This window comes from Streptomyces sp. NPDC037271, assembly GCF_055603605.1.
Window position 1 is genome coordinate 106977 of record NZ_JBVJVN010000018.1, and the last position, 21307, is coordinate 128283.

General features: G+C 72.5%; 17 protein-coding genes. 7 read left to right on the plus strand and 10 right to left on the minus strand.

Features of this window, described 5'->3' with window-relative positions:
- Positions 1 to 159 precede the first annotated feature (159 nt).
- The 3 genes from argG to ACZ7G3_RS26110 form a co-directional block, all read right to left on the minus strand.
- Positions 160 to 1605: an argininosuccinate synthase gene (gene argG, locus ACZ7G3_RS26100; protein WP_426521924.1), complete on the minus strand. Its 1446-nt coding sequence runs from the start codon at positions 1603 to 1605 to the stop codon at positions 160 to 162.
- A 56-nt stretch (positions 1606 to 1661) separates the two neighbouring features.
- Positions 1662 to 3101 (minus strand): NAD-dependent succinate-semialdehyde dehydrogenase, encoded by a 1440-nt coding sequence (locus ACZ7G3_RS26105; protein WP_470928472.1) that lies wholly within the window; start codon positions 3099 to 3101, stop codon positions 1662 to 1664.
- A gap of 62 nt (positions 3102 to 3163) precedes the next feature.
- Positions 3164 to 4432: an aspartate aminotransferase family protein gene (locus ACZ7G3_RS26110; protein ID WP_470928453.1), complete on the minus strand. Its 1269-nt coding sequence runs from the start codon at positions 4430 to 4432 to the stop codon at positions 3164 to 3166.
- 224 nt (positions 4433 to 4656) lie between these two features.
- Between ACZ7G3_RS26110 and ACZ7G3_RS26115 the strand changes: the two genes are divergently transcribed.
- Positions 4657 to 6369 (plus strand): PucR family transcriptional regulator, encoded by a 1713-nt coding sequence (locus ACZ7G3_RS26115; RefSeq protein WP_470928454.1) that lies wholly within the window; start codon positions 4657 to 4659, stop codon positions 6367 to 6369.
- A 5-nt stretch (positions 6370 to 6374) separates the two neighbouring features.
- Here ACZ7G3_RS26115 and ACZ7G3_RS26120 read toward each other — a convergent pair whose 3' ends face one another.
- The 5 genes from ACZ7G3_RS26120 to ACZ7G3_RS26140 form a co-directional block, all read right to left on the minus strand.
- Positions 6375 to 6989 carry a DUF6629 family protein gene (locus ACZ7G3_RS26120; RefSeq protein ID WP_470928455.1) on the minus strand — a complete coding sequence of 205 codons (615 nt, stop codon included), beginning with the start codon at positions 6987 to 6989 and terminating at the stop codon, positions 6375 to 6377.
- Between the two features lie 176 nt (positions 6990 to 7165).
- Positions 7166 to 9547 carry a beta-xylosidase/alpha-l-arabinosidase gene (locus ACZ7G3_RS26125; RefSeq protein WP_470928456.1) on the minus strand — a complete coding sequence of 794 codons (2382 nt, stop codon included), beginning with the start codon at positions 9545 to 9547 and terminating at the stop codon, positions 7166 to 7168.
- Positions 9544 to 10362 carry a carbohydrate ABC transporter permease gene (locus ACZ7G3_RS26130; protein WP_426601982.1) on the minus strand — a complete coding sequence of 273 codons (819 nt, stop codon included), beginning with the start codon at positions 10360 to 10362 and terminating at the stop codon, positions 9544 to 9546. Before ACZ7G3_RS26130 ends, ACZ7G3_RS26125 begins: the two co-directional genes overlap by 4 nt.
- Positions 10359 to 11315 (minus strand): carbohydrate ABC transporter permease, encoded by a 957-nt coding sequence (locus ACZ7G3_RS26135; protein ID WP_426601983.1) that lies wholly within the window; start codon positions 11313 to 11315, stop codon positions 10359 to 10361. Before ACZ7G3_RS26135 ends, ACZ7G3_RS26130 begins: the two co-directional genes overlap by 4 nt.
- Positions 11316 to 11325: 10 nt before the next feature.
- Entirely contained in the window at positions 11326 to 12630 is a 1305-nt protein-coding gene (locus ACZ7G3_RS26140; protein ID WP_470928457.1) for an ABC transporter substrate-binding protein, read from the minus strand.
- Positions 12631 to 12768: 138 nt separating this feature from the next.
- Here ACZ7G3_RS26140 and ACZ7G3_RS26145 point away from each other — a divergent pair, with 138 nt between their 5' ends.
- Entirely contained in the window at positions 12769 to 13827 is a 1059-nt protein-coding gene (locus ACZ7G3_RS26145; protein WP_470928458.1) for a LacI family DNA-binding transcriptional regulator, read from the plus strand.
- A gap of 447 nt (positions 13828 to 14274) precedes the next feature.
- Here the strand turns inward: ACZ7G3_RS26145 and ACZ7G3_RS26150 are convergent, their stop codons facing one another.
- Positions 14275 to 14688 carry a ribosomal maturation YjgA family protein gene (locus ACZ7G3_RS26150; RefSeq protein WP_470928459.1) on the minus strand — a complete coding sequence of 138 codons (414 nt, stop codon included), beginning with the start codon at positions 14686 to 14688 and terminating at the stop codon, positions 14275 to 14277.
- A gap of 384 nt (positions 14689 to 15072) precedes the next feature.
- Here ACZ7G3_RS26150 and ACZ7G3_RS26155 point away from each other — a divergent pair, with 384 nt between their 5' ends.
- The 5 genes from ACZ7G3_RS26155 to ACZ7G3_RS26175 all read left to right on the plus strand — a co-directional run bounded on the left by ACZ7G3_RS26155 (position 15073) and on the right by ACZ7G3_RS26175 (position 19905).
- Positions 15073 to 17298, plus strand: coding sequence for an MMPL family transporter (locus ACZ7G3_RS26155; protein WP_470928460.1), 2226 nt, complete (start codon positions 15073 to 15075; stop codon positions 17296 to 17298).
- A 98-nt stretch (positions 17299 to 17396) separates the two neighbouring features.
- Positions 17397 to 18608: a sensor histidine kinase gene (locus ACZ7G3_RS26160; RefSeq protein WP_470928461.1), complete on the plus strand. Its 1212-nt coding sequence runs from the start codon at positions 17397 to 17399 to the stop codon at positions 18606 to 18608.
- Entirely contained in the window at positions 18605 to 19282 is a 678-nt protein-coding gene (locus tag ACZ7G3_RS26165; protein WP_470928462.1) for a response regulator, read from the plus strand. The genes ACZ7G3_RS26160 and ACZ7G3_RS26165 overlap by 4 nt, the downstream gene beginning before the upstream one ends.
- A gap of 70 nt (positions 19283 to 19352) precedes the next feature.
- Positions 19353 to 19517: a hypothetical protein gene (locus ACZ7G3_RS26170; protein WP_426601991.1), complete on the plus strand. Its 165-nt coding sequence runs from the start codon at positions 19353 to 19355 to the stop codon at positions 19515 to 19517.
- 169 nt (positions 19518 to 19686) lie between these two features.
- A complete protein-coding gene (locus tag ACZ7G3_RS26175) occupies positions 19687 to 19905 on the plus strand; it encodes an EF-hand domain-containing protein (protein ID WP_426601992.1) in 219 nt (72 codons plus the stop codon).
- Between the two features lie 284 nt (positions 19906 to 20189).
- On the opposite strand, the gene ACZ7G3_RS26180 is transcribed toward ACZ7G3_RS26175, so the two are convergent.
- Positions 20190 to 21296 (minus strand): diiron oxygenase, encoded by a 1107-nt coding sequence (locus ACZ7G3_RS26180; protein ID WP_470928463.1) that lies wholly within the window; start codon positions 21294 to 21296, stop codon positions 20190 to 20192.
- Positions 21297 to 21307: the final 11 nt, after the last annotated feature.

Genomic DNA, 21307 nt, shown 5'->3' on the forward strand with positions numbered 1-21307 from the left:
ACCCCCCCCCCCCCCCCCCCCCCCCTCCCCCCCCCCCCCCCCCCCCCCCCCCCCCCCTCCCCCCCCCCCCCCCCCCACAACCCCCCCCCCCCCCCCCCCCCCCCCCCCCCCCCCCCCCCCCGCCCCATCGCCGGTGTGCGGGATCCTCTCGGGGACCGGTCAGTCCGTGCCGGACTCCATCGCGGCGCGGTCCAGCAGCTCGTCGTCGCCGGAGACCTCGCCGCGGGAGGCGATGGCCTGCGCGCCGCCCTCCGGCATGGCACCGATCAGCCCGGTCGCGGCGGCCTGGGCGGCACCGATGGCGGGGTTGGCGGTGCCGATCAGACCGAGCCCGGCGTACTGCTCCAGCTTGGCGCGGGAGTCCGCGATGTCGAGGTTGCGCATGGTGAGCTGGCCGATCCGGTCCACCGGGCCGAACGCGGAGTCCTCGGTGCGCTCCATCGACAGCTTGTCCGGGTGGTAGCTGAACGCCGGGCCCGTGGTGTCGAGGATCGAGTAGTCCTCACCGCGCCGCAGCCGCAGCGTGACCTCGCCGGTGACCGCCGAGCCGACCCAGCGCTGCAGCGACTCCCGGATCATCAGCGACTGCGGGTCCAGCCAGCGGCCCTCGTACATCAGCCGGCCCAGGCGCCGCCCCTCGGTGTGGTACTGGGCGAGGGTGTCCTCGTTGTGGATCGCGTTGACGAGGCGCTCGTAGGCCGCGTGCAGCAGGGCCATGCCGGGCGCCTCGTAGATGCCGCGGCTCTTGGCCTCGATGATCCGGTTCTCGATCTGGTCCGACATGCCCATGCCGTGCCGGCCGCCGATGGCGTTGGCCTCCATCACCAGGTCGACCGGGGAGGCGAACTCCTTGCCGTTGACCGTCACCGGGCGGCCCTGGTCGAAGCCGATGGTGACGTCCTCGGCGGCGATCTCGACGGACGGGTCCCAGAACCGCACGCCCATGATGGGCTGCACGGTCTCCACGCCGGTGTCGAGGTGTTCCAGCGTCTTGGCCTCGTGGGTCGCGCCCCAGATGTTGGCGTCGGTGGAGTACGCCTTCTCCGTCGAGTCCCGGTAGGGGAGGTCGTGGGCGAGCAGCCACTCCGACATCTCCTTGCGGCCGCCGAGCTCGGTCACGAAGTCGGCGTCCAGCCACGGCTTGTAGATCCGCAGCTGCGGGTTGGCGAGCAGGCCGTACCGGTAGAACCGCTCGATGTCGTTGCCCTTGAAGGTGGAGCCGTCGCCCCAGATCTGGACGTCGTCCTCGAGCATCGCCCGGACGAGGAGCGTGCCCGTGACGGCACGGCCGAGCGGCGTGGTGTTGAAGTAGGCGCGCCCGCCCGAGCGGATGTGGAACGCCCCGCAGGTGAGCGCGGCCAGGCCCTCCTCGACCAGCGCCGCACGGCAGTCGACCAGGCGCGCGATCTCGGCGCCGTAGGTCTTCGCACGGTCGGGCACCGAGGCGATGTCGGGTTCGTCGTACTGACCGATGTCGGCGGTGTACGTGCAGGGGACGGCGCCCTTGTCACGCATCCACGCGACCGCGACCGAGGTGTCGAGGCCGCCCGAGAAGGCGATACCGACGCGCTCGCCGGTGGGAAGGGAGGTGAGGACCTTGGACATAGGAAGAGTATGCATGATTACGCATGACCATGCAAAGCCGGTGGTGGTCCACTCCGTCACCGGGCCGGCATCGCGATGTACTGGTACTCCAGGAACTCCTCGATGCCCACCGTTCCGCCCTCGCGGCCGAGCCCGGACTGCTTGACCCCGCCGAAGGGCGCGGCGGGGTTGGAGACGAGGCCGGTGTTGAGGCCGACCATGCCGGTCTCCAGGCGTTCGCTGACGCGGAGGGCGCGGTCGAGGCCCTCGGTGAAGACGTAGCCGACGAGCCCCCACGGGGTGTCGTTGGCGCGGCGTACGACCTCGTCCTCGTCGTCGAAGGTGAGGATCGCCGCCACGGGGCCGAAGATCTCCGTGCTCATCAGGCTGCTGTCCGCGGAGACGTCGGTGAGCACCGTGGGCGGGTAGAAGCAGCCGGGGCCTTCGGGCGTACGGCCGCCGGCCAGGACGCGGGCGCCGCGCTCCACCGCGTCGGACACCAGGGCCTCGACCTTGGCCCGCCCGGCGGCGTCGATGAGCGGGCCGACGTCGACGCCGTCCCGGATGCCGGGGCCCACGACGAGCGCCGCCATCCGCCGGGCGAGGCGCCGCGCGAACGCGTCGGCCACCGACCGGTGGACGAAGAAGCGGTTCGCGGCCGTGCACGCCTCACCCATGTTGCGCATCTTCGCGATCATCGCGCCGTCCACGGCCGCGTCCAGGTCGGCGTCGTCGAAGACGATGAACGGCGCGTTGCCGCCCAGCTCCAGCGACGTGCGCACCACCGTGTCCGCGCACTGGGCCAGCAGCAGGCGCCCGACGGCCGTGGAGCCGGTGAAGGACAGCTTGCGGATGTGACCGCCGCGCAGGAGCGGTTCGCACACCTCGCCCGCCCGGGAGGTGGCGACGACGTTCAGCACGCCGCCCGGCAACCCGGCCTCGTCCAGGATCGCGGCGAGGGCCAGGCTGGACAGCGGTGACTGCGGGGCCGGCTTGAGGATCGTCGTACAGCCGGCCGCGAGCGCCGGGCCGATCTTGCGGGCGCCCATGGCCAGCGGGAAGTTCCACGGGGTGATCAGCAGACAGGGACCCACCGGGCGCCGGGAGAGCAGCATGCGGTGGCGTCCGTCGGGAAGGATGCCGTGGCCGCCGTCGATGCGGACGGCCTCCTCGGAGAACCAGCGGAAGAACTCGGCGGCGTACGCGACCTCTCCCCTGGCCTCCGCCAGCGGCTTGCCCATCTCGGACGTCATCAGGCGGGCGAGGTCGTCGCCGCGGTCGAGGACGATCTCGTACGCGCGGCGCAGGATCTCGCTGCGCGCCCGCGGCGCCGTACGGGCCCACTCCTCCTGCGCCCGGACCGCCGCCTGCTCGGCGAGCCGGGCGTCCTCGGGGCCCGCGTCGGCGACGTGGCAGAGGGTCTCGCCGGTCGCCGGGTCGTCCACGGGCATGGTGGCGCCGTCCGCGGCGTCCGCCCAGGCACCGCCGATGAAGAGCCGGGTCGGGGTGCCGGCCATGAGGGTCGCTGCGTCGGCCATGGCGGGCTGGGTGTCGGCCATGGGGCCCCTCCGGGCGGTGCTCACCGGTTCGCCGCTTCCGAGGTGCCGGCCTCCACGGCGGCCGCCCAGGCCCGCAGCCCCTCGTCGATCCCCGGCTCGTCGATCACCAGCGCCGGGATCATCCGGACGACCTGGTTCCAGGCTCCGCAGAGCAGCAACAGCAGGCCCTCGTCGACGGCGGCCCGCTGGACCCGCGCCGCGGTCCCGGGGTCGGGCTCGCCGTCCTCGGTGACGAACTCGGAGGCCAGCATCAGCCCCATGCCGCGTACGTCCCCGACGGCCGGCGTCCGGGCCGCCACCGCCTCCAGTCCGTGGCGCAGCCGCGCCCCCATGGCCTCGGCGTTCTCCACCAGCTTCTCGTCGCGTACGACGTCGAGCGTGGCGCAGGCGGCCGCGCACGCCACCGCGTTGGCGCCGTACGTGCCGCCCTGCGAGCCCGGCCACGCCCTGCGCATCAGGTCCTCGGAGGCGGCGATCCCGGACAGCGGGAACCCGCTGGCCAGTCCCTTGGCGGTGACGAGGACGTCGGGAGTGATGCCGAAGTGCTCGTGGCCCCAGAACCGGCCGGTGCGGCCGACACCGGTCTGCACCTCGTCGAGGATCAGCAGGAAGCCGTGCCGGTCCGCGCGTTCCCGCAGCCCCTCCATGAAGGCGCGGGTCGCGGGTACGTACCCGCCCTCGCCGAGTACCGGCTCGACGATGACGGCGGCGGTGTCGGCGGGAGAGGAGATCGTCTGGAGGGTGTGGTCGAGTTCCCGGAGGGCGAAGCGGGTGGCGTTCTCCTCGTCCCAGCCGTAGCGGAAGGCGGTCGGGAACGGGGTGACGACCACACCGCTCATGAGCGGCGAGAAGCCGGCCCGGAAGCGGGTGCCGGAGGTGGTCATGGATGCGGCGGCCACGGTCCGGCCGTGGAAACCGCCGTGGCAGACGACGACGTTGGGCCGTCCGGTGGCCTGGCGGGCCAGGCGCAGCGCCGCCTCCACCGCCTCACTGCCGGAGTTGGTGAAGAACAGGCTGTCCAGACCGGCCGGCAGCACCTCGCCGAGCCTGTCGACCAGGCGCCGCAACGGCTCGTGCAGGACGGTCGTGTACTGCCCGTGGATCAGGGTGCCCACCTGCTCCTGTGCGGCGGCCACCACCCGGGGGTGGCAGTGTCCGGTGCTGGTGACGCCGATTCCGGCGGTGAAGTCCAGATAGCGGCGGCCGTCCTCACCATGGATGTGGACGCCCTCGCCCCGGACCGCCACCACAGGCGTGGCCTGGCGGAGGTGCGGCGACAGTGCGGTCATGCTCGTCTCCCGGCGTGATCGTCGGTCTGCTGCGGTCTCCCGAGCCTTCCCTCGGTCCGGAACCCGGCAACGCCTGATCTGTCCGGCCGGGCCGCGGTATCCGGACGTTGTGTCAACCGCTCCGCTCCCGCCGCGCCGCCCGTCCGCGCCGGATGCGCCGCCCGAGCGCTCTTGCGCAGGTCAGTGAGGCTTGTCAGAGTGACAGGGGCGCGCAGGGAGGCACCGTGGGCGAGAAGCGGCACCCGGCTCCGGAGCACGGCCGCGACGGCCCCGGCACCACCGCCGGTCGCGGCGGCCGGGACGCCTCGTCGGCCGGGTGGTGCCCGGGCCCGGCAGGCCGTTCGCCCACCGTCGCCGACGTACTGGCGCTGCCGGTCCTGGCCGCGGGAGACCCGCGGGTGGTCACCGGCCGGGACCACATCGACCGGCCGGTCCGCTGGGTCCACATCACCGAACTGACGGACCCGGCCTCCTTCCTGAAGGGCGGCGAGCTCGTCCTCACCACCGGTATGCCGCTGCCCGACGACCCCACCGGGGTGCGCCGCTACGTCGACGAACTCGCCACCGTCCGCGCCGCGGCCCTGGTCATCGAACTCGTACGCCGTTACCACCGGCCGCCCGACGCCCTGGTCGACGCGTGCCGGGCCCGCGGCCTGCCCCTGGTCACGCTGGCCGAGGACGTCAACTTCCTGGAGGTCACCCAGGTCGTCCACACACTGATCCTCGGCGACCAGGCGGAAGCGATCCGCAGGACGCAGCGCGTCCACGAGGCGTTCACCGCCCTCACCCTGCGCGGCGCCGGCCCCGAGGACGTCCTGCGCGCCGCGGCGGAGATGAGCGGCCGCACGGTCGTGCTGGAGAGCCTGGTCCACCAGGCGCTGCTCTGCGAACCCTCCGGCGGCACGGCACACGCCGCGCTCACCGGCTGGGAGCAGCGCTCCCGGGCCACCCCACCCGCCGACCGCACAGGTGTCCGCGGCCCCGAGGGCTGGCTCGTGGCCCCGGTGGAGTACCAGGGCGAGGGCTGGGGGCGGGTGGTCATGCTCCCCGGCCCGCCCGGCACGCCCGCGCCCGCGGCCTTCGGCCCGGAGGACGTCACCGTGCTGGAGAGAACCGCGATGGCCCTCACCATCGCCCGCCTCACCCACCCCGCGTCCTGGGAACGCACCGCACACCGCAACGCGCTGCGCGACCTCGTCGAGCAGCGCCACCGCTCCCCCGCCGACGCGCGCGCCCGGGTCGCGGCGCTGGGGCTGCCGACGGAGCGCACCCGCTTCGTCGGCGTACTCGTGGACGTCCCGGCGGAAGAGGACACCGCGAGGACCGAGACCCGCCTCGCCGAGGAGCTGACGACGACGGGGGTCCCGGCACTCGTCGGTCTCCTCTCCCCCACCCGCCTCGGCATCCTGCCGGCGCTGCACCCGTCCCGGCCCTGGCGGCAGAGCGTCGAGCGGCTGAGCCGCGCCGCACGGGACCCGGCCCCGGGCACCACCGTGAGCGTCGGCTCCCCGGTCTCGGACCTCGCCGACGTCGCCCGCTCGTTCCGTGAGGCGGCCCGGGTGGCCGAGGCCACCGCGCCCGGTGAGCCCCTCCCGGCGGACCGCTCCTTCCACGAACGGTCCGACATCGGCCTGCGCCGCCTGCTCTTCGCGCTCCGCGACGACACCCGGATCCAGGAGTACGCGGAACGGCAGCTGGGCCGGCTCCTCGACCACGACGCCCGCCACGGCACCGACCTCCTGGCGACCCTGCGCGGCTACCTGGACGCCGCCGGCAACAAGACCGCCGCCGCCCGGGCCGGCGGTCTGTCCCGGGAGACCTTCTACCAACGGCTGCGGACGATCGAACGGCTGCTCGGCCGCGACCTCGGGTCCGGCGAGCAGCGCACCGAACTCCACGTGGCGTTGCAGGCACTCGACGCCCTGCGGGGCCGCTGACCCGCTCACCGCGCTCCGCGTCCGGTCACCCAGCCGAAGAGGACCACCGAGCACACCGCCGCGAACGCGCACCAGGTCGAGACGAACTCCAGCCGCCACAGGGCCCAGCAGACCAGCGCGCCCGCGCCGGCCAGGTACCCCAGCACGCGCAGGCCGCGGTCCCCGGACAGCAGCAGGGAGCCGACCGTGGCCACCAGATAGCCCGCGACCAGCAGCCCGGCGAGGGGCAGGTCCACCACGTAGCCGACGGTGCGGCCGCGGATCTCCGCGCGCACGGGGCGTGTGGCGAGTACGTACGAGAGCACCGTCGCCGTCGCGGCCCCGGCGGCGAGCGGCACGGTCAGCCGGCGCCGCGCGGACCGCGGCGCGGCGCACAGCACGCCCGCCGGCACCCAGAGGGCGAGCAGCGGGAGGGCCATGACCGTCCAGGCCAGGGTGGCCGGACCGGTCCCGCCGTCGGAGGCCCAGACGGCCGCCTCGACCATCTGATGGGCTCCGAGCAGCAAGGGCAGCGCGGCCAGCGGAAGGTCACGGCCCCGCCGTGCCCGGACCACACAGCCCACGCCGACGGCGGCGACCCCGATTCCCGCGACGAGGTCGGCCTCCGCGCTCCAGCACATCCTTGCGTCCTCGGGTCGGCCGACGGGCCCTCCATCGTCACCGATCCGGTGGGGCACGGCCGCGTCGACACGGCCGCACCGCCGAGCCCCCGTTGTGTTCTTCGCGGCTCCGCACTCGAACGAGCGGTGCCCCCCGGGAGTCGCCGGGTGGCACCGCTCGTGGTCCGGCCGGCGGATCAGGCGTCGGCAGCGGCCTCCTGGCCGAAGACGGCGTGCAGTCGCCGCGTGTGGTCGACACGGCGTTCCGGTCCGGTGAGGGTCACCGTCGCCGTCAGGAGCGGGGCGGTGCTGGACGCGGCGAGCCGCAGTTCCAGGTCACCCGGCTCCACCACGCGGTGGCCGTCGCGTCCGGTGAAGGAGGCGACGTCGGCCGGGACCTCGACCCGCACCCTGCGGGCCTCGCCGGGGGCCAGCGGCACCCGCGTGTAGCCGATGAGGCGCTGCACCGGCTGGACGACGGAGGCGACCGGGTCGTGCAGGTACAGCTGGACGACCTCGGTGCCGTGCCGTTCGCCGGTGTTGCGGACCGTGAGTCCGAGCGAGAACGCGCCGTCGGTGGGGGCCTCCTTCTCGTGCACCACGAGGTCGCTCCAGTCGAACGTGGTGTACGTCAGGCCGTGCCCGAAGCCGAAGGCGGGCGTCGGGTCGATGTTCGACACCTCGCTGGCGTGGGCGAGCCGCGCCCCGAGGTAGGTGGTCGGCTGGGTACCGGCTCCGCGCGGCACGCTGACGGGCAGCCTGCCGGTCGGGCTGGTGCGCCCGCCGAGCACTCCGGCGATGGCGGCGGTGCCCTCCTCGCCGGGGAAGAAGGACTGCACGATCGCGGCGGACTCCGCCACGGCCCGGCCCAGCGCGTACGGCCGGCCGGCGAGCAGCACCGTCACGACCGGCTTGCGGGTGTCCAGCAGCGCGTCGAGGAGCTGCTGCTGGGCGCCGGGCAGGGCCAGTGACTCGGCGTCGCAGCCCTCCCCGCTGGTGCCGCGGCCGAACAGCCCGGCGCGGTCGCCGAGCACGGCGACGACGACGTCGGCGTCCAGGGCCGCGCGGACGGCCTCGGGGATGCCGAAGACGTCGCCGTCGTCGACGCCCGTGCCGGGCACGACCGTGAACTCGGTGTCGGGGAACTCGGCGGCCAGGGTGTCGCGCAGGGTGGGCAGCGCGATGCCGACCGGGGTGTCGGGGTGGTGGACGCCGATGTGCTGGGGGAAGGAGTAGCAGCCCAGTACGGCGGTGGGCTCGTCGGCGTTGGGTCCGACCAGGGCGATGCGGCGCGGCCGGTCGAGCGGCAGGGTGCCGTCGTTGCTGAGCAGCACGACCGCCTCCTCGGCGACCGTGCGGGCCAGTTCGCGGTTGCCGGGACCGTCCAGGTCGATCCGGCCGCGCAGGGCGTCCGGATCGTCCAGGTCGGCGCCGTCGAGCGCGGACGGCACCGGGTTCCAGTCCGCGTCGAGGAGCCCGAGCGCGGCCTTCTGGGTGAGCACCCGGCGCAGGGCGCGGTCGATCAGCGCCTCCGGTACGCGGCCGTCGGCGACGGCCTCCGCCAGGGGCGCGCCGAACGTCTTGACGGTGGGCAGCTCGACGTCGACGCCCGCCCGCAGCGCGGCCCCGGCGGCGCCCGCCCAGTCGCCGGCGATGCCGTGCAGCGTCTTGAGGAAGGCGATGCCGAAGTAGTCGGCGACGACGGTGCCGTCGAAGCCCCACGTGTCCCGGAGCAGTCCGGTCAGCAGGTCCTCGTCGGCCGCGGCGGGCACCCCGTCGATGTCGGTGTAGGCGTGCATCACCGAGCGGGCGCCGCCCTCGCGGACCGCCATCTCGAAGGGGGGCAGCAGGACGTCGGCGCGTTCACGCGGGCCCACGGAGGAGGGGGCGAGGTTGCGTCCGGCGCGGGAGGCCGAGTAGCCGACGAAGTGCTTGAGGGTGGCGACGACGCCGGCCTCCTCCAGGCCGCGCACGTAGGCGGTGCCGATGGTGCCGACGAGGTACGGGTCCTCGCCGATGGTCTCCTCGACCCGGCCCCAGCGGGCGTCGCGCACCACGTCCAGGACGGGCGCGAGTCCCTGGTGGATCCCGACGGCCCGCATGTCGCGGCCGATGGCGGCGGCCATGCGCCGGACCAGGTCCGGGTCGAAGGTGGCGCCCCAGGACAGGGGGACGGGGTAGGCGGTCGCGCCCCAGGCGGCGAACCCGGCCAGGCATTCCTCGTGCGCGAGGGCGGGAATGCCGAAGCGGTTCTCGGAGGCGATGCGGGCCTGCGTGCGCATGAGCGAGAGCGCGCCGAGCGCCGGGTCGACGGGGGCGGTGCCGAAGGGGCGCGTGAGCTGGCCCAGTCCGGTGGGCAGGAGCGCGTCGAGGTCGACGGCCTCCTCCATGTCGTGCTGATGGGGGGCGACGTCTCCGCCCTCGTTGGACGCGCCGACCCACACGCCGTACAGCTGGGCGATCTTCTCCTCGGGGGTCATCGCTTCGATCAGCGCGGACACCCGGTCGGTGAGGGTCCGGGCGGGGTCGTTCCAGAGGGGGACTTCGGGGGTGGTCTCTACGGCCACGTCGGCGATCACTTTCCTCCGACGCCCATCAGGCCCTGGACCAGGGCGCGACGGGCGAACAGGTAGACGAGCAGGATGGGCGTCATGGACAGCACCACGGCCCCCAGCAGACCGGGGATGTCGATGCCGTGCGCGGTCTGGAAGTTGTACAGCCCCAGGGTGACCACCTTGGTGGACTCGGACTGGGTCAGGACGAGCGGGAACAGGAAGCCGTTCCACGCCTGGAGCGCGGAGAACACCACGATCGTGGAGAGGCCGCCGCGGGAGAGCGGCACGACGAGCTGGAAGAACATGCGCCGCGGGCTCGCGCCGTCCATCGCCATGGCCTCGTACAGCTCCGGGGAGATGTCACGCATCGCGCCGCTGAGGATCAGCGCGGACATCGGCAGGCAGAACGCGGCCGTGGGCAGGATGACGCCGAGCAGGTTGTCGTACAGCCCGGCCTCGCTGATCAGGTAGAACATCGGCACGATGACGGCCTGGGCCGGGATGGCGAGGCCGAGCAGGAACAGCCGGAAGATCGCCGTCGTGGCCCTGCCGCGACTGCGGACGATCGCGTAGGCGAGCGGCGGTACCAGCAGCAGCACGATGCCGATCACGCTGGCGGTGACGACGAGCGTGTTGAAGAAGTACTGGCCGAAGCCCGAGTCGAAGGCGCCGGTGAAGTTGTCCAGCGTGAAGCTGTCCGGGATCGAGACCGGGCCGTTGTCGGCGTAGTCCTGGCGGGTGCGCAGGGTCGCGGCGAGCATCACGTACAGCGGCAGGCCGACCAGGAAGAGCCAGACGAGCGAGCCGACGCCGGCCACGTAGTTCGGTCGGCGCCTCATGACACACCCTCCATGGAGCTGCGCATCTTGTCGTAGCCGGAGACCCGGACGACGATCAGCGAGATGATCGTGGCCGCCACGACCAGGGCCAGGGCGATCGCGGAGCCGGTGCCGTAGTCGAAGCTCTTGAACGCCTTGTCGTACATGTAGTAGGCGCTGATGGTGGTGTCGGTGCCGGGGCCGCCCTGGGTCAGGATGAGGACCGTCTCGAAGGTGGTCAGGCCGCCGACGATCATCAGGATCATCGAGGTGATCATGGAGGTGCGCAGCTGCGGCAGGGTGATGTGGAAGAACTGCCGGTAGCGGCCCGCCCCGTCGATCTCCGCCGCCTGGTACAGCACCGGCGGGATCGCGCGGGCGGCGCCCTGGTAGATCAGCGTGTGGAACGGGGTGAACTGCCAGGTGCTGACGAAGGCGAGCACCCCGATGGCGGTGGACTGCTCACCGAACAGGTTGCCGTCGCCGAACAGCCAGGCGGCGTCGGCCGGGATGCCGAAGTTCGGGTCGAGCAGCGCCCGCCACAACACGGAGACGGCCGTCGCGGACAGCAGCAGCGGGATGAAGTAGATGACCGACAGGACGGCTCGGTTGCGCTGGTGACCGGCGGCCCAGACACCGAGCAGGATGCTCAGCGGGGTCTGGAGGACCACGCCGAGCGCGGTCAGCAGCAGGGTCAGCCAGATGCTCTCGAGCATGACCGGGTCGTCGACGAGGCGCGACCAGTTGTCCATGCCGACGAACTCGGGCGAGCTGAGGCCGTCCCAGGTCATGAAGGACAGCACCGCCACCATGATCAGCGGGACGATCGCGAAGAGGGCGAAGAACACTGCGGCGGGCAGCGCCCAGGCGAAGCCGGGGCGGCCCACCTCCGTTGCGGACGAGGCGGGCGGCCGCCGCCGGGACTCCTTGCGGGGTCCGGCGGCGGGCCGAGCGCTCGTGAGGTCTGTGGTCATGAGCCGTTCGTCACTCGGTCGGGAGGGCCTGCATGGCCTTGATGAAGCCGTCCGTGTCGAGCTGTCCGTTGAAGAACTGCTGGACGGCCTTGTGCATGTCCGAGCTCGCCTTCTGCGGGTACGCCTGGTCCCAGGACAGCTGGAACGACGGGGCGTCGGCGACGAGGTCGTACTGGAAGCGCGAGTACTCGGGGGTGCCCGAGCCGTCGATGAACTTGTCGGTGTCGGTGGTGGTCGGCAGGTTGCCGATGTCCAGCTGCGCCTTGACGAAGTCGTCGGAGTACATGAGCTTCAGGAACTCGGCGACGGCCTCGGGGTGCTTGGTCTTCTTCATCACCGAGTAGTAGTTGTTGGTGTTGCCGGCGACGTTGCCCGGGTCGCCCTTGCCGCCCTCGACGGCCGGGAAGGCGCTGTAGCCGAGGTCCTTCTCGGCGAACTCCTTGTGGTCCGTCAGCTGCTGGGAGTAGTACCAGGAACCCATCAGCTCGAAGCCGGCCTTGCCCGAGGCCACCAGCTGGACCGAGCCGCCGTTGGTGTACTTGACGGAGTCGTAGTTCTTGCCGAAGGCGCCGGAGTCGACGAGCTCGCTGATCATGTCCAGGGCCTTCTTGCTGTCCGCGCTCTCCCAGGCGCTCTTGTCGCCCCCGATGGCCTTCGCGAACAGCTCCGGGCCGGCTATGCGGTCGTAGAGGTACTGGAACCACATCTGCGTCGGCCAGACGTCGCCGCCACCGAGCGCGATCGGCGTGACACCCGCGTCCTTGAGCTTGTCGACCGCGTCGAGCAGTTCGTCCCAGGTCTTCGGCGGCTCGACGCCGGCCTTGTCGAGGACGGCCTTGTTGTGGAAGAGCAGGACCGGCTGGGTGCCGCGCATCGGGATGCCGTACGGCTTGCCGTCGACGACGGCGTTCTCGAAGACCGTCGGCAGGAACTTCTTCTCCAGGTCCGGGTTCTTCTTGACGAAGTCGTCGAGCGGCAGCAGCAGGTCCGCCTTGACGAACGGCTTGATGCTGCCGCCGCCCCAGTTGAAGAAGATGTCGGGAGCCTCGGAGGTGTTGATGATCGTCTGAAGCTTCTTCTGGTAGTCGGCCCCGGGGATGGTGTCGAGGACGGCCTTGACGTCGGACGTCTTGTTGAAGGTGTCGACGATCTGCTGTTCGACCTTGTTGCTGGCGTCCCCGTAGACCAGGACATGGATCTTGCCGTCGTCCGACGACGCCCCGCCGTTCCCGTCACCACAGGCCGACAGGCTCAGCGCCAGGGCGAGCGTCGCACCGGTCGCGACCAGTCTGGGCAAGCGCGCACGTGTCTTCATCGTTCGCCTTTCGAAAGTTTCGGCACCATCACCGAAAGTCCATGCTGGTCGGACAGTAGAGTGAGACAGGATTTCTGGTCAATGGCCGTGCAGATGCCGACTCAAAACGTTATCGATCGCATGACCTATCCTGCCCGTATGCACGATGAAGTTGAGGTGGGCGCCCGGGTGACCCTGGCCGAGGTGGCGAAAGAAGCGGGGGTCTCACCCCCGACAGTTTCGAAGGTCCTCAACGGTCGTTCGGATGTCTCCAGCACCACCCGGGTCAAGGTCGAGCAACTGCTGGAGGTCCACGGCTACCGCCGCCGGAGCTCGAACCCGCCGCGCTCCCCGCTCATCGAGCTCGTCTTCCACGAGCTGGACAGCGTCTGGGCGATGGAGCTCGTCCGGGGTGTGGAGACCGTCGCCCAGGCGAACCGGGCGACCGTGGTGCTCACCAGGAGCGGCACACGGCACGCACCCGCGCCCGACTGGATCGAGGGTGTGCTCCGGCGCAGGCCACTGGGTGTCGTCCTGGTCTTCTCGTCCGTCCCCGCGGAGATGAAGCACCGGCTGCGGTCACGGAACGTTCCCTTCGTCATCGTCGATCCGGCCGGTGACCCGGACCCCGACGTGCCGTCCGTGGGCTCCGCCAACTGGGCCGGGGGCCTCGCCGCGACGCGCCATCTCACGGAGCACCGGCACGAACGCGTCGCGATCATCACCGGTCCCGAGGACATGCTGTGCTCACTGGCCCGTCTCGACGGGTACCGCTCGGCCATGACCATGGCGGGCCTGACGGTCGACCGGCGCCTCGTCCGTTTCGGCGACTTCCAGGTGCAGGGCGGTTTCGAGCACGGGATGGACCTGCTGGACGGCCCCGACCGGCCGACGGCCGTCTTCGCGGGCAGTGACCTCCAGGCCCTCGGTGTGCTGGAGGCGGCTCGGGTCAGGGGCCTGCGCGTTCCCGAGGACCTCTCGGTGGTCGGCTACGACGACGTGCCCCTGGCCCAGTGGTCGAGCCCGCCGCTGACCACGGTCCACCAGCCGCTGCGCCAGATGGCCGAGGAAGCGACCCGCATGCTCTTCCGCCCGGACGCCCCCGGCCGGGCCGCCCAGCGCATCGAACTGGCCACCCACCTCGTCGTACGGCAGAGCACGGCCCTCGCCGTACGGCAGGGCACGGCGCCACCGGGACGTGTGCCCGAAGGCCCGTGACGAAGCCCTGCCGGTCACCTGCGGCGGACGACTCCGCCCGCGGGTCACGCGGCGGCGGGTCACCTGGCGGCGCGACGTACGCCGTCACACCACCACGCGGTCGTGCGGTCGTACGGTCGTGCAGCCGAAGCACCGGACGGGCCGTCGCCCTCGGCCTCGCCGCCGAGGGCGCGCGCATCGTCGAGCGTCGGCGGGCGCCGACCCCTGGCCGGGGGTGCCGTCGTCCAGGGCGTGACCATGCCGGTACCCGGTGCCGCCGGTGCGCGGGTCCGGCAGGCAGATTCTGGAGCGGGCCACGGGACTTCCTCCCCTCGACCGCCACGAAGACGGTGCGACGTCCGTCCGCCCTTCGCCGGCCCCGCGGCCGGACCTCGCGGTGATGGGGCCCGGCACGACGGACGGAGGCGGCGGATCCGGCCGGCGGGCCGGCCGGGTCGACGACCTGCGTCACCGCCCCGTTTTGCGAGACGCCAGGACGAGCCATCCGGCGAACGCGCCGACCGCGTACCAGAACAGGTCCGGTGGGTTGAACGTGGAACCGAGGACCAAGCGGGCAGCTGTACTGCGCCGGGAGAGTTCCGCCGGCAGCTCGCTGAGCTGCAGGAGCTCCACCCCCCAGCTGACGGCCAGCGCGACCGCCCCGGCTTTCCACGCTGTCACCCGCGGGACGACCAGGACGACGAGGGCGACGATCAGCAGGGTGTACAGGGCGTCCCCGCCGTACTTGGCCACGTCTCCCGCCGCGGCGGCCCTGAGCCCCAGCCCCGCGCCCACGGTCACCGACGCGGCCGCGGCAGCCGACAGGCGCATCCGGTTCGTCCCGCTGTCGAAACCTGCACTGGTTCTGGAAGGCGCGGCCATACCGTCATTCTGCTGGACCGGCTCCGTCCCTCGGCAGCACCCTCGACGCACCCGCGTCCCGGGCGCGCCGCGGGGTGCGGCGTCCCTGCCGCGCGGAAGGGCAGGGTGAGCACGGGAAGCCACGGCCGAGCCGCGCACGCCCTCCGCCACTCGGTCACCTCTCCGTGGACTCCGGGACCACGCGTCGAGGCGGCTACGGCTCCCGCGTCCGCCTCCGCCGTCATCCTCAGGTAGGAGTACGGCCTCGTCGTCCCGCACCAGGCCGGTGTCCCGGCTGGTACCCGGTCACGAGCCCGCAAGGACAGCACTCGCACGATGCCCCGACAGGCCTCGGAAATGCAGCCTTGGTACCTACCTGAGACCTGACCTTGGAGAAACCCTCTCGTGGCTACCTTCCTGTACCGACTGGGCCGTACCGCCTTCCGGCGGCGCTGGCTCGTGACCCTGCTGTGGGCCGTGGTCCTCGGCGGCGTCGGCCTCGGCGCCGTCAAGGCCCCCGCCGCCGGTGACGACGGCACCTCGTTCATGCCGGGCATCGAGGCCCAGAAGGCGTTCGACCTCATCGGGGAGCGGTTCCCCGGCTCGGACGTCAACGGCGCCGACGCGCGCATCGTGTTCATCGCCCCCGACGGGGAGAAGGTGACCGCCGACGACCACCGCGCCGCCATCGACGAGCTGGTGTCCACGGCCGCCGAGGGCCCCCAGGTCGACAACGCCGTCAGCCCCTTCAAGGCCGGCGCGGTCAGCGAGGACGGCTCCACCGCGTACGCCACGGTGACGTACAAGGTCAAGGCAGGCGACCTGACCGACGCCGGCAAGGACGGCCTGGAGAAGGCCATCGACGAAGCCCGTGCCTCGGGCCTCACCGTGGAGGTGGGCGGTACCGCGCTCGCCTCGCAGCCGGCCGCCGGCGGTTCGGCCGAGGCCATCGGCATCGCTCTCGCCGCCGTCGTCCTGCTGATCACCTTCGGTTCCCTGGCGGCGGCGGGGCTTCCGCTGCTCACGGCCGTCATCGGCGTGGGCGTCAGCATGTGCGCGATCCTCGCCCTCGGCAGCGCTCTCGGGCTGTCCATGACCACCGGCACGCTGGCCTCCATGCTGGGGCTCGCGGTCGGCATCGACTACGCCCTCTTCGTGGTCTCCCGTTACCGCGAGGAGCGCGCGAACGGCCGCGACCCGCGGGAGGCGGCGGGTCTCGCGGTCGGCACGGCCGGTTCCGCCGTGGTATTCGCCGGTCTGACCGTGATCATCGCGCTCGCCGGGCTGTCCGTGGTCGGCGTGCCGATGCTGACCAAGATGGGTCTGTGCGCCGCCGGAGCGGTCGCGATCGGCGTCCTGGTCGCGCTGACCCTGGTGCCCGCCCTGCTCGGGATGTGGCCGGACGCCGTCCTGTCCCGCAAGGTCCGCAAGGCGGGCGAGCGGAGCACCGCCGCCCGGCGTCCCGCCGGAGCCAAGGACAACGGCGGCACCCGGTGGGCCCGCTTCGTGATGCGCCGCCCCGTGGCCGTGCTGCTCCTGGGCGTCACCGGTCTGGGAGCCCTGGCCCTGCCCGCCACCCAGCTGGAGATGGGCATGCCCGGCGCCGAGGCCAAGCCCACGTCGACGACGGAACGACGCGCCTACGACGCGCTGGCCGACGGCTTCGGGGCCGGCTTCAACGGTCCGCTGACGATCGTCGCCGACGTCAGGGGCGCGGGGGACCCGAAGGCGGCCGCGACGACGATCGCCGAGCAGATCAGGGACACCGAGGGCGTCGTGTCCGTCACGCCCCCGCAGTTCAACGAGGCCGGTGACGCCGCGCTCTTCTCGGCGGTCCCGGCCACCGGCCCGAACGACGAGGCCACCAAGGACATCGTCCGGACCATCCGCGCCGAGCGCCCCGGCCTGGAGTCGGACACCGGCGCGACCTTCGAGGTCACCGGCAGCACCGCGATGAACATCGACGTCGCGCAGGCCCTGCAGGACGCCCTGGTGCCCTACCTGGCCGTCATCGTGCTGCTGTCCCTGCTGCTGCTCCTGGTGGTCTTCCGCTCCGTACTCGTGCCCGTCAAGGCGGCCCTCGGCTTCCTGCTGTCGGTGCTCGCCTCGCTCGGCACGGTCGTCGCGGTCTTCCAGTGGGGCTGGGGCGCCGAACTGCTGGGCGTCGAGCAGACCGGCCCGATCATGAGCCTCATGCCGATCTTCCTGGTGGGCATCGTCTTCGGTCTGGCCATGGACTACGAGGTCTTCCTCGTCGCCCGCATGCGCGAGGCGTACGTCCACGGCGAGCGCCCCGGCCAGGCGGTCGTCACGGGCTTCCGGCACAGCGCCCGGGTGGTCGTCGCCGCCGCGGTGATCATGATCGCGGTCTTCTCCGGCTTCGTCGGGTCCGGCGAGTCCATGATCAAGACGATCGGCTTCGGTCTCGCCGTCGCCGTGCTCTTCGACGCCTTCGTCGTCCGCATGGCGATCGTGCCCGCCGTCCTCGCCCTGCTGGGGGACAAGGCCTGGTGGCTCCCTCGATGGCTCGACAGGCTACTGCCCCGTGTCGACGTCGAGGGCACCGGACTCACCGAGCGGTCCACTCCCGCGGGCGGCGACCAGCGCCCCCGGGAACCGGTCCGCATCTGATCCACATCCCTCGCCGAGGGGCCGCGCTGCCGTCTCCCACGGCCGCGCGGCCCGTGTCTGTCACGATGTCCTCACAGGCCCGACCCGGAGAACGCACCATGAGCACACCTTGGCGACAACGGGCGGCGAGCCGTCCCCGGACGGCCGAGGCCGTCCTCCTCGTGTCGCTGTTCGCGATCGCCGTCTCCGGCTGTCTCCTGTCTTTGTCCGTGATGCCGGGACCGCCCCCGCTGTGGCCCGCCGTCGCCGTGTCCGCGCTCGCCTGTGCCGCACTGCCCCGGCGCCACGGCCATCCCCTCCCGGTGCTGGCGGTGACCGCGCTGAGCATGGTGGCCCTGGCCGCCATGGGACACCTCGTGACGGCCATGAACATGGGCCCGCTCATGGTCGCGCAGTACTCGGTCAGCCTGCGCACCGAGCGCCGGACGGCCTGGTACAGCGCGCTGGCGGTCACCGCGCTGATGGTCGTCTCCGGTCTGTTCCACGGCTCGCTTCGGGACCAGTGGATCATCGGCCTGGTCAATCCGGCGGCCTGGGTGCCGCTGTCCGCGGCGCTCGGCGGCTACGTGCGGGTCCGCCGCGAGTACGCCGCCGCGAGGGCCGAGCACATCGCCCGCGAGCGCGAGGAGGAGGCCCGCCACCGCGTCGTCCAGGAACGTATGCGCATCGCCCGCGAACTCCACGACGTCGTCGCCCACCACCTCGCCCTGGCCAACGCTCAGGCGGGCACCGCCGCCCACCTCGCACGGGCCGATCCCGAGAAGGCGTACGAGATCCTGGGTGAACTCTCCGGGACCACCGCGGCGGCCCTGCGTGAACTCAAGGCCACCGTCGGACTGCTGCGCCAGGACACCGACACCGACGACGAGCTGGCGCCCGCGCCCGGCCTGGCGCAGCTGCCCGGCCTGGTGGCCGCCTGTGCGACGGCCGGCCTGGAGGTGACCATCATCGAGGAGGGCCGGCCACGGCCGCTCGCACCGGGGCTGGACCTGACGGCGTACCGGATCGTCCAGGAGGCCCTCACCAACGTCACCAAGCACGCGGGCACCCGCACCGCGCGGGTGCGGCTCGCCCACACCCCTCACTTCCTCACCCTGACGATCACCAACGACACCGTCGGTCCCGTGCCCCGGCCCGGGTCCGGTCACGCCTCCGGGCGCGGCTTCGGGCGCGGCTTCGGGCTTCTCGGCATGCGCGAACGGGCCCTCGCCGCGGGCGGTACCTTCCGCGCGGGGCCCCGGCCGGAGGGCGGCTTCGAGGTCGTCTGCACCCTTCCCCTGCACGGCCACGACGAAGGCACCGCCCCATGACCATCCGCGTCCTGCTCGCCGACGACCAGGCCCTGCTGCGGGCCACCTTCCGCATCCTCATCGACTCAGACCCCGGTCTGACCGTCGTCGCGGAGGCCACCGACGGACGGGAGGCGATCGACCTCACCCGCCTCCACACGCCCGACGTGGTCCTCATGGACATCCGCATGCCCGGCACCGACGGTCTGGCCGCCACCGCAGACATCTGCTCCCGACCGGAACTGGCCGCCACCCGGGTCCTGATCCTCACCACCTTCGAGAACGACGAGAACGTCGCCAAGGCCCTGCGCGCCGGGGCGAGCGGCTTCCTCGGCAAGGACGTGGGCCCGGACGTCCTGCTGGACGGCATCCGCACCGTGGCGGCCGGTGACTCCCTGCTCTCCCCCTCGGCCACCCGGGCGCTGATCACCCGTTTCCTGGCCACCCCGGTCGACGACGGGCCCCTCACGTCGCCGGAGCACCTCACCCTGCTCACCGACCGCGAGCGTGAGGTCATGGCGCTGGCCGCGCTCGGCAGGTCCAACCACGAGATCGCCGACCAGCTGGTGCTGAGCCCACTGACCGTGCGCAGCCACGTCTCCCGCGCGATGACCAAGCTCAACGCCCGCGACCGGGCCCAACTGGTCGTGATCGCCTACCAGAGCGGCCTGGTCCGTGCGAGCCCCGGCGGTTGACGCGCACACGGGTCCCTCGGATCGCCGGTGCGGGCGGCACACGACCGTCGCCGGTCTGCTGCGCGCGGGCGTGAGGAGCGGTGGGTTCCGCGCCGACGCCGATGTCGGCGCGGTGGTGGGCGCCCTGATCGGCTCGACTCTCTGTCTGCTGCTGACCGGCCGGGGCGCCGAGGCACCGGTGCGGGCGGAAGGGCTGGTCCGCGCACTGCTGGACGGCCTGCGCGGCGCCTCGTAGCCGGTGAGGGGCGGCGCCACCGGGCGGTCCGGCCCGGCGATGTCCGGCGGACGGTGCCTGACGGCCGTCTGCCGGGGCGGGCACGAGAGCCTGATCCCTCGGTCGCTCCGAGACCGGCGCGGGCGGATACGCTGGCGCCGGCATCGAAGATCACGAAAGGACGAGGTAGATGGCGGACATGGTGGAGAAGGCGGCGCGGAGCGTCTTCGAGCGCTACGACGTGGACGGTGACGGCTTGGTCACCGCGGACGAGTACCGGCGGGTCGTGGCGGAGCTGGAGGGCACCGAGATCACCGAGGCCCAGGCCCGGGGACTGATCGAGTCGCTCGACACCGACGGTGACCGCCGGATGTCCTTCGACGAGTTCTGGGCGGGCATCAACCGCTGACAACGCCGGCCGGCACGGAACGGGCGGTGCTCGGTCCCGACCGGTCCTCGTACCCCGGACCGGCAGGCGGTGGTGGTCCCGGGTCGCGGCGGGCGAACGCCGAGGACGCCGCGGGCGTCCCGTGCCGGAGCGGGCCGGTGTGCCGACGGCCGGGACGCGCGACGCCCCCGTACGCCCCCGCGGTCCACGGGCCGCGGGGGCGTGCGGGTCAGTGCGCGGCGGCGACGCCGGTCGGTTCGTCGGTGTTCTCCCGTGGTCGGACCGTGGCGGGCGCCGTGGCGGCGTCACCGGCCCGTGTCCTCTCCCAGGGAGATCATCGCGGTGACCTCCGCCGTGCGCGCCGTCTCCTCGGCGGCGAACCGCTCCGCGTCCAGCGCCTCGGCGAGTTCGTCGTCCTGGCGCATCAGCCGGTCCAGGTCGCTCCCCCGCACGTCCCCGTCACACAGGCCGGCGAACGCCTCCCGGACCTCGGGGCTCCACAGCCCGAGGTCCCTGACGCAGGGCGCGATCCGGGAGAACAACGCCCGGCGGAAGACACGGAGGTAGTCGCTCTCCTCCGTGATGCGGACGGCCGCCGCCCGGGGCACACCGAAGTTCTCCAGCACCTCGGTGCCGCGCAGCCGGTTCCGCATCAGGTGGCAGCCCTCGATGACGAATTCCTCGCGCTCGGCCAGTTCGTTCGCGGTCAGGCCCCGGTAGTGGTCCCTCATGGCCATCCGGCCGAACGCCACGTGGCGGGCCTCGTCCTGCATGACGTAGGCGAGCAGGTGCCGGGGAAGGGGCCGGCGGGTGGTGTCGCGCAGCAGCCCGAACGCCGCCAGCGCCAGCCCTTCGACGAGGACCTGCATGCCCAGGTACGGCATGTCCCAGCGGGAGTCGCGCAGCGTGTCGTCCAGCAGCGTGCGCAGACTGTCGTTGACCGGGTAGCTCAGGCCGATCTTCTCCCGCAGGAAGCGGGAGAAGATCTCGACGTGGCGGGCCTCGTCCATGGTCTGGGTCGCCGCGAAGAACTTGGCGTCGAGGCCGGGCGTGGTCTCCACGATGCGGGCCGAGCAGATCATGGCGCCCTGCTCACCGTGCAGGAACTGGCTGAACTGCCAGGCGGCGACGTGCCGCCGCAGTTCGCCGCGCCGCTCGGGTCCCAGACGTTCCCAGTACGGAGTGCCGTACAGCGGGAGCGCCTCGTCGGGGGTGCCCAGGGGGTCGGCGGGGTCCACGTCGAGCTGCCAGTCGATCCTGCGTACGGCGTCCCACTGCCGGTCCTTGCCCCGCTGGTAGAGCGCGAGCAGTCGTTCGCGGCCGTCGTCGTACTCCCAGGAGAAGGTGCTCGCCGCGCCGGCGGGCACGGTCCAGTGGCCGGCGACGGACGGGGGCGGGGTGGGTGATGTCACGAGCGTCGTTC

Coding starts and splice junctions, on each gene's coding strand:
- argG (WP_426521924.1), bottom strand. CDS start 1,605: ATGTCCAAGGTCCTCACCTCCCTTCCCACCGGCGAGCGCGTCGGTATC.
- ACZ7G3_RS26105 (WP_470928472.1), bottom strand. CDS start 3,101: ATGGCCGGCACCCCGACCCGGCTCTTCATCGGCGGTGCCTGGGCGGAC.
- ACZ7G3_RS26110 (WP_470928453.1), bottom strand. CDS start 4,432: ATGACCGCACTGTCGCCGCACCTCCGCCAGGCCACGCCTGTGGTGGCG.
- ACZ7G3_RS26120 (WP_470928455.1), bottom strand. CDS start 6,989: ATGTGCTGGAGCGCGGAGGCCGACCTCGTCGCGGGAATCGGGGTCGCC.
- ACZ7G3_RS26130 (WP_426601982.1), bottom strand. CDS start 10,362: ATGAGGCGCCGACCGAACTACGTGGCCGGCGTCGGCTCGCTCGTCTGG.
- ACZ7G3_RS26135 (WP_426601983.1), bottom strand. CDS start 11,315: ATGACCACAGACCTCACGAGCGCTCGGCCCGCCGCCGGACCCCGCAAG.
- ACZ7G3_RS26140 (WP_470928457.1), bottom strand. CDS start 12,630: ATGAAGACACGTGCGCGCTTGCCCAGACTGGTCGCGACCGGTGCGACG.
- ACZ7G3_RS26145 (WP_470928458.1), top strand. CDS start 12,769: ATGCACGATGAAGTTGAGGTGGGCGCCCGGGTGACCCTGGCCGAGGTG.
- ACZ7G3_RS26150 (WP_470928459.1), bottom strand. CDS start 14,688: ATGGCCGCGCCTTCCAGAACCAGTGCAGGTTTCGACAGCGGGACGAAC.
- ACZ7G3_RS26160 (WP_470928461.1), top strand. CDS start 17,397: ATGAGCACACCTTGGCGACAACGGGCGGCGAGCCGTCCCCGGACGGCC.
- ACZ7G3_RS26165 (WP_470928462.1), top strand. CDS start 18,605: ATGACCATCCGCGTCCTGCTCGCCGACGACCAGGCCCTGCTGCGGGCC.
- ACZ7G3_RS26175 (WP_426601992.1), top strand. CDS start 19,687: ATGGCGGACATGGTGGAGAAGGCGGCGCGGAGCGTCTTCGAGCGCTAC.